Annotated in this window: 16 protein-coding genes and 1 other RNA gene; 6 read left to right on the top strand and 11 right to left on the bottom strand. The window is 59.6% G+C overall.

All coding sequences use genetic code 11. From position 1 onward, the window contains the following. Positions 1–124 precede the first annotated feature (124 nt). Positions 125–772 (top strand): class I SAM-dependent methyltransferase, encoded by a 648-nt coding sequence (locus E4O92_RS18840; protein WP_135191185.1) that lies wholly within the window; start codon positions 125–127, stop codon positions 770–772. Between the two features lie 44 nt (positions 773–816). Then, on the top strand, positions 817–1005 hold the full coding sequence (locus tag E4O92_RS18845) for a CsbD family protein (RefSeq protein WP_135191186.1): 189 nt from the start codon (positions 817–819) through the stop codon (positions 1003–1005). Positions 1006–1240: 235 nt separating this feature from the next. On the opposite strand, the gene E4O92_RS18850 is transcribed toward E4O92_RS18845, so the two are convergent. The 3 genes from E4O92_RS18850 to E4O92_RS18860 all read right to left on the bottom strand — a co-directional run bounded on the left by E4O92_RS18850 (position 1241) and on the right by E4O92_RS18860 (position 6145). Continuing rightward, entirely contained in the window at positions 1241–3460 is a 2220-nt protein-coding gene (locus tag E4O92_RS18850) for a S9 family peptidase (RefSeq protein ID WP_135191187.1), read from the bottom strand. Positions 3461–3718: 258 nt separating this feature from the next. Then, entirely contained in the window at positions 3719–5122 is a 1404-nt protein-coding gene (locus E4O92_RS18855) for an MATE family efflux transporter (protein ID WP_135191188.1), read from the bottom strand. 120 nt (positions 5123–5242) lie between these two features. Further along, positions 5243–6145, bottom strand: coding sequence for a c-type cytochrome (locus E4O92_RS18860; RefSeq protein WP_135191189.1), 903 nt, complete (start codon positions 6143–6145; stop codon positions 5243–5245). 190 nt (positions 6146–6335) lie between these two features. On the opposite strand from E4O92_RS18860, the gene E4O92_RS18865 reads away from it, so the two are divergent. The 4 genes from E4O92_RS18865 (at position 6336) to E4O92_RS18880 (ending at position 9100) form a co-directional block, all read left to right on the top strand. Then, a complete protein-coding gene (locus tag E4O92_RS18865; protein ID WP_135191190.1) occupies positions 6336–7271 on the top strand; it encodes a DnaJ C-terminal domain-containing protein in 936 nt (311 codons plus the stop codon). A 3-nt stretch (positions 7272–7274) separates the two neighbouring features. Further along, a complete protein-coding gene (locus E4O92_RS18870; RefSeq protein ID WP_135191191.1) occupies positions 7275–7586 on the top strand; it encodes a chaperone modulator CbpM in 312 nt (103 codons plus the stop codon). Positions 7587–7807: 221 nt separating this feature from the next. Then, on the top strand, positions 7808–8392 hold the full coding sequence (locus E4O92_RS18875) for a type 1 glutamine amidotransferase domain-containing protein (protein WP_135191192.1): 585 nt from the start codon (positions 7808–7810) through the stop codon (positions 8390–8392). 111 nt (positions 8393–8503) lie between these two features. Then, positions 8504–9100: a type 1 glutamine amidotransferase domain-containing protein gene (locus E4O92_RS18880; protein ID WP_135191193.1), complete on the top strand. Its 597-nt coding sequence runs from the start codon at positions 8504–8506 to the stop codon at positions 9098–9100. Between the two features lie 92 nt (positions 9101–9192). On the opposite strand, the gene E4O92_RS18885 is transcribed toward E4O92_RS18880, so the two are convergent. From E4O92_RS18885 to ssrA, 8 genes are all read right to left on the bottom strand, one after another. Beyond that, positions 9193–11385 (bottom strand): NHL repeat-containing protein, encoded by a 2193-nt coding sequence (locus E4O92_RS18885; RefSeq protein ID WP_167759828.1) that lies wholly within the window; start codon positions 11383–11385, stop codon positions 9193–9195. Between the two features lie 422 nt (positions 11386–11807). Continuing rightward, positions 11808–12125, bottom strand: a complete 318-nt coding sequence (locus E4O92_RS18890) for a high-potential iron-sulfur protein (protein ID WP_135191195.1) — start codon at positions 12123–12125, stop codon at positions 11808–11810. A gap of 365 nt (positions 12126–12490) precedes the next feature. After that, the gene (locus tag E4O92_RS18895; RefSeq protein WP_135191196.1) at positions 12491–12706 is read right to left on the bottom strand and encodes a hypothetical protein; all 216 of its coding nucleotides are present in this window, start codon (positions 12704–12706) and stop codon (positions 12491–12493) included. A 41-nt stretch (positions 12707–12747) separates the two neighbouring features. After that, positions 12748–12900: a hypothetical protein gene (locus tag E4O92_RS24915; RefSeq protein ID WP_167759829.1), complete on the bottom strand. Its 153-nt coding sequence runs from the start codon at positions 12898–12900 to the stop codon at positions 12748–12750. Positions 12901–13317: 417 nt separating this feature from the next. Further along, positions 13318–13668: a hypothetical protein gene (locus E4O92_RS18900; protein WP_135191197.1), complete on the bottom strand. Its 351-nt coding sequence runs from the start codon at positions 13666–13668 to the stop codon at positions 13318–13320. Beyond that, complete coding sequence (locus E4O92_RS18905) at positions 13665–14348, bottom strand: alpha/beta fold hydrolase (RefSeq protein WP_135191198.1); 684 nt, start codon at positions 14346–14348, stop codon at positions 13665–13667. Before E4O92_RS18905 ends, E4O92_RS18900 begins: the two co-directional genes overlap by 4 nt. Beyond that, entirely contained in the window at positions 14345–14881 is a 537-nt protein-coding gene (locus E4O92_RS18910; protein ID WP_135191199.1) for a PAAR domain-containing protein, read from the bottom strand. The genes E4O92_RS18905 and E4O92_RS18910 overlap by 4 nt, the downstream gene beginning before the upstream one ends. Positions 14882–15444: 563 nt before the next feature. Next, positions 15445–15504: a transfer-messenger RNA gene (gene ssrA, locus E4O92_RS18915) on the bottom strand; the annotation flags it as partial.

The raw sequence follows: 15504 nt of genomic DNA on the forward strand, positions 1-15504 counted from the left end.
TATCTGTTAACATTTTCTTTTGCGAAAGATTTTTATGAACCGAGCTGTCGAGCACCCCGGTCCCGGCCCGGGTCGTGATCTTAACCACAGGACCGTCGTCCTTTCCGGGATGTAGAATCCTGCAATGGACCAACTCGATGAGATTTCCCGCCGCACGCTGGAGCATTACGAACATCATGCCGAGGCGTTTTTCGCAGGCACGATCGACCATGACGTCAGCCAGAACATCGCCGCCTTGCTGGACGCGATTACTGCCGAGCCGCCGTTCACGATCCTGGACCTGGGCTGCGGCCCCGGCCGCGACCTGAAAACCTTCGCCTCGCTCGGCCACCGCGCCATTGGCGTGGATGGCAGCGAGAACTTCGTACAGATGGCGCGCGCCTACAGTGGCTGCGAGGTCTGGCACCAGGATTTCCTGCACCTTGACCTGCCGTCCGCGATGTTCGACGGCATCTTCGCCAATGCCTCCCTGTTCCACGTTCCGAGCGCCGCGCTGCCCAAGGTGCTGGCCGACCTGCATGCCGCACTGAAACCAGGTGGCGTGTTGTTCAGTTCCAATCCTCGCGGGCATAACGAGGAAGGCTGGAACGGCGCGCGCTACGGCAGCTATTACGACTACCCGACTTGGGAACGTTATTTGACTGCAGCGGGATTTATTCCGTTACAGCACTACTACCGTCCGCCGGGCTTGCCCCGTGAACAACAGCCTTGGCTCGCCAGTGTCTGGCGGAGGTCGTCTGTTAGCCACCGTACTGAGGACAGTGGGAACTGAGGGTATCGTAGAGGCTCGTTTCAACGAAACAGGAGGTACCCGAAATGAACTCGGACCAAATCAAAGGCAAGGCCAAAGATATTGCTGGCAAGGTTCAGGAAAAAGTCGGTGAAGTTGTCGGCAGCCGCCAGCAGGAAGTCAAGGGCCAGTCCAAGCAGGTGGAAGGCAAGCTGCAGGAAAAGGCTGGTGACTTGAAGCAAGACGTGAAAGACACCTTCAAAGGCAATTGCTGACCGCTAGGGCCGGCGCAGCATAAAAAAACAGCCGCGGTGTTGCCGCGGCTGTTTTTTTTCGCGCTATCACCGTTGGCGGTGGGCGTAGGGTGGGCAGGTCTCCTGCCCACGCGTTCAGCGATAATCGGCAATGTCCGAACAGGTTCCATTTTCGTTGAACGCGTGGGCGGGAAACCCGCCCACCCTACGAAACCCATTCGCGGCTGTTCCAGACAGACGCGGCGTTCAGTCCGGCTTACTTCGGCTCCGTCCCGCCCAGATTCTTCTTGAAGAATGCTTCGATCAGCCCGTACACGTGGCGTTGCCCGGCACGCGACGAGATGCCGTGCTTGGCGCCCGGATAGGTCATCAGTTCGAACTTCACGTTGCGGTTGACCAGCGCGTCGATCAGGCGCGTAGTGTTGGTGAACAGCACGTTGTCATCCGCCATGCCGTGCACCAGCAGCAGCGGCGACTTCAGCCCGTCCAGGTGCGCGAACACGCCGCTCTGCTGGTACGCTTGCGGCACCTGTTTCGGCGTACCGCCAACGAACTGCTCGGTGTAGTGGGTGTCGTACAGTGCCCAGTCGGTCACCGGCGCCACCGACACGCCCATCGCGATCTTGTCCGATCCCGCTTCGAGCAGGCGCAGCGTCATGAAGCCGCCGTAGCTCCAGCCGAACACGCCGATGCGCTTGGGATCGACAAAGCTTTGCTGCGCCAGCCAGTCGACGCCGGTGAGCTGGTCCTCGACTTCGTGCTGGCCCAGGTTGCCATAGATGACGTCGGTGAATGCCCGTTCCCGGCGCGACGAGCCACGGTTGTCCAGGCGGAACACCACGAAGCCTTGCTGTGCCATGTACTGGTCAAAGTAGTTGCCCCATTGACGGGTCACGCGCTGCGAGTGCGGGCCGCCGTAGGTGAACAGGAACACGGGATAGCGCTTGGCCGGGTCGAAGTTGGCCGGCTTGATGATCGAGTAGTACAGCGTCTGGCCATCCTTGGCCTTGATCGTGCCGTACTCGGGCGTCAGGTGATCCGGCAGGTACTTGGCGTACGGGTGGTTTTCGCTCAGCTCGTTATGTTCGAGCCATTCGACCATCGAACCGTCGGCGCGGCGGATCGACACCTGTGGCGGCGTATTTGGATCGGAATAGGTGTCGACGAAAATCGCGCCGTTCTGCGCGAACGTGTTCTCGTGCCAGCCGTCGGCCTTGGTGATACGCACCGGCTTGTCGGCATTGCGGCCGTCCAGGTTGAGTGCGTACGCCTGCTTGTCGATCACCGCGTCCTTGTTCGACGCTACGTAGACCTTGCCGGCCTTTTCGTCGACGGCGAGGATGTTGTCGATGCCCCATTCACCTTTCGACAGCGGGTGCAGCAGCTTGCCGCTCATGTCGTACAGGTACAGATGGTTGCGGCCAGTGCGCTCGGAGGCCCAGATGAAGGCGTTGCGGTTCTTCAGGAAGCGCAGGTCGTTATGGATGCTGACCCAGGTTGGCGACGTTTCGGTCAGCAGCGTTTTCTGCGCCAGCGTGGCGGCATCGACGGCGATCAGGTCGAGGGTCTTCTGGTCGCGCGACTGGCGCTGGTAGACCAGGGTCTTGCTGTCGGCGCTCCAGTCGGCGCGCACCAGGTAGATGTCTTTTTCCGGGCCGAGGTCGACTTTCTTCTGTTCGCCGGTGACGGGCGAGACGATCATCAGGTCGACCAGCACGTTCGGGTCGCCGGCGGCGGGGTAGCGCTGCTCGACCACTTCGGTGCGGTCGGCAAAGATTTCGAAGCGGCGCGCGACTGGCACCGGCGACTCGTCGTAGCGCTTGTAGGCAATCGCCGAATCGTCCGGCGCCCAGTAGTAGCCGGTGGTCTGGCTCATTTCCTCCTGCGCCACGAATTCGGCTTCGCCGTTGTGGATCGTGCCCTTGCCGTCAGTGGTGAGCTGGCGCTCCTGGCCGGTCGACAGGTCGAGCACGTACAGGTTCTGGTCGCGCACGTACGAGACATAGCGGCCCTTGGGCGAAATCTTCGGATCGAGCACATTGCCCGAAGCGACCTTGCGCGCGGCGTCCGGCTTGGCGACATCGACCAGGTACAGGTCGCCGGCGATCGGCACCAGTAGTTGCTTGCCGCTGGGCGCCCAGCTGTAGCTCAGGATGCCCGACAGGCTCGCGGTACGGGCGCGTTCGCGGCGCGCCTTTTCTTCGAGCGACAGGTTTTCGTTCGGGACCAGCTGCTTGGAGTCGACCAGGCGGTGCGTGGTCTTGTCCTTCATGTTGAATTCCCACAGGTCGAGCTGGAACTGGTTGTCGGGGCGACCGCGCAGGAACGTGACGCGCTCGCCGTCGGGCGACACGCGCAGCGCGCGCACGCCCGGGCCCGCCAGCGCCGGATCGGCGTGGATGCGGTCCAGCGTCAGGCGTTCCGCGGATGCGGGAACGGCGGCGAGGGCGGCTACTAGGCAAAGAAGAAGGCGCATGAAATGTCTCGATGAAAATTATTTTGAGGAAGGTTCGAGAAGATACCAGACTGGCGGGGGAAACGCTGTAAATATCGCGGTGGAAGCATTTACCGCACGGCTTGCAGGAGGCGTAGGGTGCGCACCTGTGCGCACGCGGACGTTAGCGCAGTGTTGGAGTTGAATAAGCCAACGGTATGCGAACGTACCGCGTGCGCACAGGTCCTCGCCGGCCGCGCGCCCCCTACAATGGAAATGTCGCCGCAGCCGATATCGCGCCTACGCCCGCGCTTCCCGTACCCGCTGCGTGGCCAGCCTGTGCAGCGACCACGCCAGCAGCACCGCCGCCACCGTCAGCCCCAGCACCAGCCCGATCCAGAAGCCCGTCGCCGCCATCGGTTTGCTCGGCGCCCACGGAAACCACTGCGGCGCCAACCCCAGGACCCAGCCGACCGGCAGCGCCACGCCCCAGAACGCGACCATCTGGATCACCATCGGCGAGCGCGTGACCTTGTAGCCGCGGATCGCCGATGCGGCCGCGACCTGGGTCGCGTCGGACAGCTGGAACAATGCCGCGAACAGCAGCAGGACCACGCAGGTCGCCTGCACCGTGACGTCGGAGGTGTAGATCTGGGCGATCTGCCAGCGGAACAGCGCAATGCAGGCGGCCGAGACAAACGCGAACGTCACGCACATCCCCACGCCGACCCAGGCCACGAAGCGCGCCCGCTCGGGATTGCCTTCGCCCATCGCCTGGCCGACGCGGGTCAGCGCGCCGATGCCAAAGCTGAGCGGCACCATGAACACCAGCGAGGTGAAGTTGAGCGCGATCTGGTGCGCCGACACCTCCACCACGCCAAAGCGCGCCACCAGCAGGCTGACCAGGCCAAACGCGCTCACTTCCGCGAAATGGGTCACACCGATCGGAATGCCCAGCCGCAGCATGCTGCCGATCTCGGTCCAGTTCGGCCACTCCCAGCGGGTGAACGGGTAGGTCATGCTATAGGCGGGCGATATCTTGATCCAGAGGAGCATCGCGGCCAGCATCAGCCACACGCCGCTCGCGGTCGACACCGCGCAGCCGATCGCGCCCAGTTTGGGCAGGCCGAAATGGCCGAACACCAGCAGCGCGTTGAGCACGATGTTGTACAGCAGGCCGAGCAGCGCGATCACCATGATCGGCTTGGTCTGGTTGATGCTGGTGGTGTAACCGTACAGTGCGCGGAAGCAGCCGAAGGCCGGCATGCCCAGGCTGATCACGTGCAGGAAGGTGGAGGCGCGGTCGGCCACGTCCTGCTCCAGACCGATGTGGTAGAACAGCAGCGAGCACAGGTTGACGGCGAGGCAGCCCACGAGCCCGACCAGCAAGCCCATCCACAGCCCTTCCCGTACAGTGTGTGAGATCTTGTCGAAGCGGCCGGCGCCCATCTCGTGCGCGACCACCGAGTTAATCGCCATCATGACCCCCATCACGGTCACGAGCACGATCGACCACACCGATGCGCCGAGCGACACCGCCGCGAGCTCGGCCGCGCTGACGTGGCCGGTCATCGCCACGTCCGCCACGCCCATGCCGACGGTCGCCAGCTGGCCGACGAGCATCGGCCAGGACAGCTTCCATAAAGTGGTGACTTCGGCGCGCAGCGGGGTCGGGGAGCGGGGCAGGGTGGCGGTGGAGTGCATAAGACCGGGTCTCGGGGGAAACCCGGAATTTTACTGAGTAATTGTTACCCCTGCGCGAAGGATTTGATTGAGGGGCAGAAAGTCGGGATCAGCGCTCTAGCCGCTGACCCCGGTTGTCGGCTACCGTTGCCCGGCATCGCGTGCCGGCACGGTCAGCAGGTAGGCGTGCAGGGCGCGCAGGTCGGTGTCGGTCATCTGGCCAAGCGAACCGAATGGCATCACCTGGCTGACAGCGGTGCCGTCTGGACGATGTCCGCTGCGCAGCATCGCCATGAAAATTTCCGGCGTCGGATAGCGGGTCATCGCGCTGCCCTTGCCGGGCGTGAGGTTGGCGGCCGCCGGCCAAGTCGGGGGACCGCCTGGAATCTTGCCGCCGGACAGATGTTCGCCATGGCAGCCGATGCACGCATTGGCCACATACGCGCCATGTTCAGGCGTTACGCCGGCTTCGACCGCCTTGGCAGGCGGCAGATTGTGATCAATTTTCTCGGACGCATCCTTGATCACGCCAAACGCATACAGCACCTTGACCGGCACCGGCACCTGGATCACGGCGCTCTTGCCCGGCAGCGCAGGCATCTGCAGCACGTAGGCGATCAGCGCGGCCGTGTCATCGTCGGTGAGGCGGTTGAAGTCCTCGCTGGGCATGATCATGACCGGGTTGCCGTTCGGCTTGACGCCGTGGCGCAGCGTGCGGACCCAGTCGACCGTCTTGTAGCCGGTGGTGACGCTGTTGGCGCCGGTGGTGATATTGGGCGCCACCACCAGCATGCCGCCATCCTTCATCACCGTCTTGCCGGCGCCGTTGGCGCCATGGCATTCGGCGCAGCCGCGGGTGTTGAACAGGTAACGCCCGCGTTCGATGTGCTGCGCGTCGGAGATGACCTCAACCGGCGCGACCGTCAGCGCGATGGTGCGCGCCATTTTCTGCTCGCCCATCTTGTTGCCGACGACGGCAGTGACCACCCCAACCAGGGCCAGCGTGGCAAGCCCGATGCTGGTCCGTTTTACCCATTTGTTCATGTCCGATTTCCTTCTCGTGAGAAATTTGCTGGCGTTATAAATTTAGCATTGCTTTGCGATGTATTGATAAAAAAAGAAGAATGTGTGCAACGTCTGGTAGCTGAACTGCAACACGCACGGCGCAAGGGAAGCGTGCGCTGTCCACTTGGGCAGCGCGTTACGATGATGAAAACCATCGGCGGAGGCGCGCGTGGAGTACAAGGACTACTACAAGATTTTGGGGGTAGAAAAAAACGCGTCCGCGGAAGACATCAAAAAGGCGTATCGCAAGCTGGTGCGCAAGTACCATCCCGATGTCAGCAAGCACAAGGACGCGGACGAAAAGACCAAGGAAATCAACGAGGCCTACGGCGTGCTGGGCGATGTCGAAAAGCGCGCCGCCTACGACGAGCTGGGCCGCCGCGGCCAGTACACGGGAGAGGGATTCCGTCCGCCGCCGGACTGGGGCGCGCAATACGACTATTCGGGTGCCGGCGCGGATGATTTCTTCGCCGACCTGTTCGCCCAGATGGGGCGGCGCGGCCGGGCAGGCGCCGGCCCTGGCGGCGCGGGATTCCAGATGCGCGGGGAAGACATCCATGCCGCGATCACCATCGAGCTGCGCGACGCCTACACCGGCACCACGCGCATGGTGTCCCTCCGCGTGCCCGCGCACGACCAGCAAGGCCGGGTGACGATGCAGGAAAAGACCCTGAGCGTGAACATTCCCAAGGGCGTCACGCCGGGCCAGCAATTGCGGCTGGCGGGGCAGGGCCAGCCGGGGATCGGCGGCGGTCCGCAGGGCGACCTTTACCTCGAAATCCAGTTCAAGGAAGACCCGCGCTACCGCGTCGAAGGCACGGACGTGTACGAGACGGTGCCGGTAGCGCCGTGGGAAGCGGCGCTTGGCGCCAGGATTTCGGTGCCAACGCCCTCGGGCACGGTGGAAGTGTCGGTGCCATCCGGATCGCAAAGCGGGCGCAAGCTGCGCCTGAAGGGGCGGGGCATTCCGGCCGTGCAGGCGGGCGACCTGTACCTGATGCTCGAAGTGGTGCTGCCGCCCGCCGACACGCCGCGCGCCAAGGAACTGTACGAACAACTGGCGCGCGAGCTTAACTTCAACCCGCGCGAACGCATGGGAGCGTGAACGATGCAACAACCACAAACCCTGACCGGCGTGCTGCTCGACGACATGGCCCTGAGCCTGGAAGAGCTGGCGCGGGCCTGCGACGTAGAACCCGACTGGGTGGTGCGCCACGTGCAAGCTGGCGTGCTGGGCGGCGAGCCGACGGTGCAGGTGACGAGCCTGCGCTTTCGCAGCAGCGACCTGGACCGCGCACGGCGCCTGCTGCGTATCGAGCGCGCCTTCGATGCCGACGAGCAGATCGCGGCGCTGGTGGTCGACCTGACGGACGAGGTGCGACGGCTGCGCAACAGAATGCGTGTCCTCGGTATCAAATAAGCGTTGCGGCCGCTGGGTTCCCGTAGGGTGCGCACCTGTGCGCACGCGGTCGTCGCTGGCATTGCGTCGGCATTGACCTGTGCCGGGACGCGTGGTCATCCACTGGGTTCGTCATTGCCTGCTGCGGCAACTTGGCCCGCGACACGCGCGCCACCGCGGCGCAAGCCCTCCTAAAATCGATGCTCACCTCAAACAACGTTTCCGAGCACCGAGGAGGTCACATGGATCAAAGCACTGGCCAGTCCTTGCAGGGCAAACGCATCGCCATGCTGCTGACGGACGGCGTGGAACAAGTGGAATACACTGGCCCGCGCACCTTTCTGGAGCAGCACGGCGCCAAGGTGACATTGGTGTCACCTAAAAGCGTGGACGACGAAATTCAGGGTTTCAATCACCATACGCCGGCCGACAAATTCAAAGTGGAGATGGACGTACGGGACGCCCGCCCGGCCGACTTTGACGCACTGGTTCTCCCCGGAGGCGTCGCCAACCCGGACCTGCTGCGCCTGAACGCGGAAGCGATCACCTTCATTCACGAATTCGGCCGCGAGAACAAGACGATCGCTGCCATCTGCCATGGCCCCTGGACGCTGATCGATGCGGATTTGGTGAAGGGCAAGCACATGACAAGCTGGCCGAGCCTGCAGGTCGACCTGCGCAACGCGGGTGCGCAGTGGTCCGACGAACAGGTGGTGGTCGACGGAAAATTGATCACGAGCCGTAAGCCGGACGATATCCCGGAGTTCAATCAAGCCGTCCTGCGTGAGCTCACCGCGCAACGGACAGCTGCGGCTGGCGCTGCCTGACCGACTGCTTGGTGCCTCCTTGGATAGCTTGACGCGCGCGCCGTCGTTTCAATCACAGCCCTAAAATCGGGTGGAGTGAGCTTACCACTGAAGCAGTACCGAGGAGGTCGCATGGACGAGGAAAGTACTGGCCAGACGTTGCAGGGATGCTGTGTCGCGATCCTGATGACGGATGGCGTGGAACAGGTCGAGTACACGGAACCGCGCGCCTTCCTGGAGCAGCACGGGGTGAAGGTCACGCTGCTTTCGCCGAAAAATGTAGGTGAGGAAGTTCAGGCATTCAATCACTTGATGCCAGGCGACAAGTTCAAGGTCGAATTGAATGTGCGCGACGCGCGAACCGTGGATTTCGATGCGCTGGTGCTGCCGGGGGGAGTGGCCAATCCGGATCAGCTGCGGTTGAGCCGTGAGGCTATCGATTTCATCCGTGCGTTCGGCGAGGAAGAGAAGGAAAAACCGATCGCGGCAATCTGCCACGGGCCGTGGACCCTCATCGATGCCGGCGTTGCGCAGGCAAAGCACCTGACCAGTTGGCCGTCGCTGCGGCGTGATCTTCTGAATGCTGGCGCTGAATGGACCGATGATCCGGTCGTTGTCGACGATAAGCTGATCACCAGCCGGAATCCTGATGATCTGCCAGCCTTTAACCAGGCCCTGCTCAAAGAGTTGATGATGCCGCCGGGGACGGATCCGGGGCCGACGGCGTAGGGCGGGCTATGGTTCGAAGGAGATCGTGATCGGCACTTCCTACACTTGATGGCGGCAGCGCAAGGGACCAAGCCACCAAGGAAGAGCTATTCTCATTGGCGAGTCAGGGTCAGCTTCAGCACACTCGTCTCCGTTCTGATCGCCAGAACATCCGGTGCCAGGAAAGCAAGGGAAAACGGGCGATACAAGCTGGGCGAGGTGCCCAGGCGGATTCCCGCTGACGCTGAACTGCCCACGATAGTGGTGACAACGCCATCCTGGCCAATCCTGCGAATGCTGTGGTTGGGTGTGTCTGCCAGATAGATATTCCCCGCTGCGTCGGCCGCAATGTTTCCGCTGCCGAACTGTCCGAACTGTATCGGCGCGCCAGGATCAGACGCATTGCCGTACGCGCCGCGAGCCAATGTTGAGACCACACCGGTTGGAGTAATCTTCCGAATACTTAAGGCATCCGCGTCGAAATCGGTCACATAGAGATTGCCGGACGGATCAATCGCGATGCCAGCGGGCGCCGCGAATCGTGCCCCGGTGCCAACACCGTCCTGGCTCGCACCCTGCCCGGAGACACAGGGCATTCCAGCAAATGTGGTGACTGTACCGTTTGGCGTAATTTTCCGGATCATGCAATTGCCACTATCGACTACGTACAGATTACCTGTCCGGTCCGCGACAATGCCCTGTGGGCGGAAGAACCGTGCCACCTCGCCGTTGCCGTCTACATACCCACTCAGGACCGATCCCGCAAAGGTGCCGACTTCCCCAGTGGGTGATATCTTCCGGATGCTCGCGTTGTCGATACTACTGGGGCGAGGATAAAGGGAGAAGCTATACGTCCCGTCGGCGACGTAAACATTGCCCGCCATGTCGATTGTAATTCCGGCGGGATTGCTAAATCTCGCTTCAATCCCCTTGCCATTGATGACGGCTCTTGTAGGGTTACGTGCAGTATCACCTGCAATGGTGACGACGTTTCCAGACGGACTGATCCTGCGAACACTCGCCGTGTCGGTGACATACAGGTTTCCCGCCGCGTCGCTTCCAATCCCGGCATAAAGGTTCGGAACGCCGAAGGAAGCAGCAGAACCGATACCATCCTTAGGTTCGGAGGGAGCTTCCGCCCCGGCGTAAGTGGCAATCGTGCCCTCCGGTGTGATCTTTCGAATGACGTAGCGCGGGGAAGCTGATACAAATACATTACCGTCAGAACCGATTGCGATAGCTTTAACATCGCTCAACGCGCCCAGGGGGTCGGTTGTCGTGCCAGAGATTTGGACGATGGTGGAGACTGACCCGGTAACGGTCTCTAACTTGACGATGCGTGCCGTGGTGCTGAGAACGAGCAACGCAAACAGATTGTTTTGCGCATCGACTGCGAAACTTACTACACTCTCATTCTGACTCGTGTTTATGGGAAACGGAACTATGGTCTGCGTGCCATCCCTTCCGATCTTGATGATTTCATTCCTGATCCAATTTTGAACGAACAAATCTCCGGCTGAATCGATTGCAAGATGTTCAAATAATGTTCCAGCAAGATTGGCCACCGTAGTTACCACTCCTGATGGCGTAATCTTGCGTATGGCAGTGCTCGGACTTTTTTCGTCCGTGACATATATATTGCCTTCCCTGTCCAGCGCCAGTCCCGCGATGTACCCGAACTCCGCCGCCGGTTCCATACCACTCTGCATGCCGGCAAGTGTCGTGACAGTGCCATCCTTAGAAATTCTACGGATGATTGAATGTATAGTGGCGCCGCTGGAATCTGAATGAGCCACATACACTGCTCCATCTGGAGCAACGCCCAGGGCGTTAATCAATCCAAAGCCCGCAGTATTGCCTTTGCCATCGCGTGTTGCACAGCTGTTAGGATTCCCCGCCAATGTCGTAACCACGGCGCCAGGCGCGATTTTCCGCACGGTGCAGCGATCGGCAACGTAGAGGTTTCCCGCCATGTCCGCTGCCATCCTTCCTGGTGCATAAAAGCGTGCATCCATCCCAATCCCATCGAGGTCGCCCGGGCCACCGATATTGCCAGCTATCAGGGACAGCTCCGTCTTAAACACGGGTGGCGGATTGGGGGTGGCTGGAGCTTGCGCGTCGCGCGAGCTTCCGCCGCCGCATGCGACGAGCATGCTAAACAGGAAGACAACTACAGCAGAACGCATGAGGCATTCTCCAGGTATAGAGGATATTGTTTGTATTTTCATTTTGCAGATTATGGAACCGGGCCCGAACATAAAATCGAAAAAACCTTTAGGGATAGGCGGTACGGATACAGCAAGCAACTTCCGTGCTTGACATCAACCCGAACCCATAGCCCCGTCGAGAATGTGGAGACTGTTCCCGATACGATGGATCCTGCTTTTGCACATCAAGTATTGGTTGAATAGTGGCAGATCGTAGATGAATGCGCAATGCGTTTGCCCGGCGCTTTTGGCCGAACACGAAGCTCGGGAGCTATCTAAAGCCCTTTCGAAGGATTTACCGAAAGCAGCGAAGGATTGGATATTGAAGTCTCAAATATCACAATGGATGAGGAATTCGCCGGACCCAGTTGGGCCTTGGTGGACGTAGAACTCAAAACCAAAGGGCCGGTCGGCATAGCCGATAGGCCCTTTGCTTTTGACTACGAGTTGATGGCGGCGCAAGGCAAGAAATCGCGGCGCGATTTGCATCGCCCGCGCACGTGCGCGACCGGGTACGGTTCTTATGCCTTTTTGACGTACGAATTACACCAGCCTTTGGCGGCAACTGCCTTGCCGCCGAATATGGTGCAGGGGGCAAAGCCGTTTTGCTCTTGTGCCGTCTGGTAGAACTGACAGCCGCTGCAGACTTGCGAATTTTGATGCTTTGGAAACTTCTTTTTATCGACCGTTGTGCTGTCTTCGGTATACCCTAAGCTGACCGCTTGTGGGTCCTTCACATCGAGCTTTTGCAGGGCTGCAAAGGCACTCAGCGGCAGACCGACGGCAGATGCCGTGGCGGCCGCGGATAGTGAGAGCAGGATAACGCGTCGCTTATGCATGGAGGTTCTCCTTTCGAAAATTGTCCGGCTGAGGGCTTCCCTTCTTTCCTATTGTTGGTCAGCATCCCTTGAGTACCGCACTCAGTCGATCTGGCTATCATGCTGAACCCTCATATGATGCTTACTCGCTGAACGGTGAGGATGGATATAGATCAGGCTGCGCAATTCAACTTTTTTCTTCGATTGTGCGTCGTGTGCTCTCTAGCACTGTACTCGCCGCAAGGCATCGATAAGTAGGAGTTCGCACCTGCAACAACTACCTCGGCTCCAGGCCTGGCCTCGAAGCAGAGCAAATTGCGCCAAGCGCCGGAATAGGCCGGCGCATCAGGACATTCATTCTCCCCGCACGGGGAACGGTAGAGTGCTCAGTAGGGAATCAGCGGGCAGCAGCACAGCTTGAAGTGCGCGAGCATTTGTTCGGACCCGTGCACTTCGACATCTGTATAGAACGGACGGACCCGCAGCTGCAGGCTAGTGTGGTTGTAATACTCCTGAAGTTCTGTGAGCACTTCTCGGAGTACTGCAAGGTCCTTGTGATATGCGGAGCTGTTCTTGAGCAGGCGGTAGGTAAGTACTTTCATAAGTTGGACCTTCTTATTGTTGTTGTGCCAGATCTCCTCGGCTAGAAATGGTCGCAGGTCTGCAGGCACCCCGCAATATTTGAATGACGCCCGGGGGTGTTGAAAGTGGCGAGCGCGATCAGCTCATGGGGCCCCGGGTTCTCCTCGGCATCGATCAGGGCGATCGCCAGCCCGCAGCCCAGCGAGCGCAGCATTCAGGTCGGCGGGGGCATTTATTTTCGGACATACGCAAAAGAGTGTCGAGCTCTGAAAGCACTCGTCGTTGCAAGCACGCCTCATCCTTTTTTAGATGATGGTAGTAGGCCAAATCGGAGCCCGTTGCGCTTGCGCAAGGCCGCTCGCTGGCTCGCCGCGTGCGGCTCGAAACCCCAGCTCGCCCCGCGTCCGTGCCGGACGCGGCTTCAATTCCCGCCGCTTCGCCAGCGTTACTCAAAAAAAAGGGCCCATCGGCAAGCCGATGCCAAGAATAAGAAAGTTGCCGCGTCGCGGTAGCGACCGTCGCGCTATTTTCTCAAGTTCCTCATACCCCAACCCTTCCTGGCAGCAAAACGATTGTTAGCATCTTGAAGTGGAGCCAGTGAACCGACTGTCGCGCTCGGTAGCCGGTTTGCTTATGGGTAAGTTTTTGCTAGCCATGATTCAAGGATTAGCGCGAGTAAAAGAAGTAACAACCCAAACGCGACAAGTGAATTAACAAGCTTTCGATTAGCTCTATATAGCTCGGGTGCGCGTGTTCTTCCAAATATCCAGAATGGCGCGATCAAAAGCAGCGCCAGAATGATAATTTCGAAATGCGCTAAAAATGGAAATCCCCATCCGGCCACATACATAAAATGCCAATGCTCATTGAATCCCCACTCAGCTAACCTGTAGAAGTAACCCAAACCATTGAAGACGATGACAGCACTACCTATGAGCGCAAGTGCTAGCAATAGTTTCCAGAACAGACGGTTCGCTTTCATCGCAAACCCTGTTGATAGAGATATCTTGCAAGCTGCCTGCGCCGTGCGTTCCCTTCTTCGGAGGCCGGTCTATAGTAGAAGTGGCCGATGCCCCGCGTGGTGCCAGAATCATCGTTTTGCTTCTCCAGTTTGGATTTCGTTAGAAATAGCCGCCATTGGGGTATTCCAGCGAATATTGGATCGCCAAATTGCCGGAGATTGATGATTATTATCTTCCTTATGTTTTTGTTGCCTTGCAGATGGTTGAGAAAGTCGCCATCAATGGGGGATGCGATCAAAACCAAGTGATCGACAATATGCCCGTTGCTTGCATATACGTGTGCGGTCTGCGCAGCCATCAATGAGCCGTAAGAGTAGCCAATCAGGTTGAACTGTTCAGCAGATATCTTTTCCATCCCTTCGACCATCCAAGATCGGTCCGCGGGGTTTCTTTCATGGCGCAACTCGATGGCAGCGCGGATAGCGTCGGGTGTTTCGCCAAGAGTGCGCTTGCCAACCCAAACATGCTTGATCCCAGCTTCCTGGAGCGCTGCAACTTGGTCGGCGATGTAAGGCCCATTCAGTCCAGCGCCGCCCCAATAGACCGTGCCGCGAGGCTTATTGACTGCGATCTTGACTGGCCCCTTTGAGTCCGACTTTAGTGTCAATGCTACCGTAACGGCAATGACTGCGGGAATCATTCCCCGGCCTTGCTGTAACCTTCGGGCATTATCTCGACGGTCACCTCGGCCGGATCGTCTGATGTGACTTTCTCTGTTTTTCCATGGGCGTCACTCTTCCCCTCAGTAACCTTGCCATTGAGCGTCATGCGGTAATAGCGATTAGGAAGCGGATTTCCGGTGCTCTCATCGGTAAGTAAAAATTGATGGTCATAGCCATCGTTTGTCTTGCCGACCCATTTTCCCGCGTCATCCAGCACGAATCGGATAGGCACCTCTTCGCCGCTCTCATTGAATAGGCCGTCGAAGTCATTGATAGTCGAAAGAAGAGGGCAGCCACCGCTCGTCTTCATGCCGTGAAGGACTTGGTTGCAACCATTAGTGACCGTGCGAAACTCGTATCCCTCGGCAATTACGCAGTTTTTCGGGCAGGCCATTCTCGCACCTTCGAACGCGTAGGCCCGCCCGTCGCTATGGCAGTTCTGGTCGCCCTCAACCACCGTGCCGCCGCACGCTGCCTTATCCCCTTCGCGAATCCATCCGATGACTTCCATGACCTAGCCCTCCCGACTGGATTGAACGTAAAAGTTCAATCTAGTAGCGGGATGACGGTAAGCATTGATCTAGCGCAAGAAGCCGGTTGGCCTTGCATTCGGAAGGCAGGAAATCGCAGCGCGATTTCCCTTGAATGGGCGAATCGGAGAGGCCTTGCGCCTGCAAGCGCAAGGCCGCTCGCTGGCTCGCCGCGTGCGGCTCGAAACCCCAGCTCGCCCCGCGTCCGTGCCGGACGAGGATTCGATTCCCTCCGCCTCGCTAGCGCCGATCCAAAAGCAAAAGGCTCATCGGCATGGCCAATGAGCCTTTTGCTTTTGAATCCAATTTGGTGGAGGCGGAGGGCAAGAAATCGCTGCGCGATTTCCCTTGAACGGGCGAATCGAAGAGGCCTTGCGCTTGCAAGCGCAAGGCCGCTCGCTGGCTCGCCGCATGCGGCTCGAAACCCCAGCTCGCCCCTCGTCCGTATCGGACGCGGTTTCAATTCCCGCCGCCTCGCTAACGCTAACTCAAAAACAAAGGGCTCATCGGCAAGCCGATGAGCCCTTTGTTTTTGAATCCGAGTTGGTGGAGGCGGCGGGAATTGAACCCGCGTCCGCAAGCACTCTACAGGCAGTTCTACATA

Source organism: Massilia horti, from assembly GCF_004614195.1.
Lineage (GTDB): Bacteria > Pseudomonadota > Gammaproteobacteria > Burkholderiales > Burkholderiaceae_D > Telluria > Telluria horti.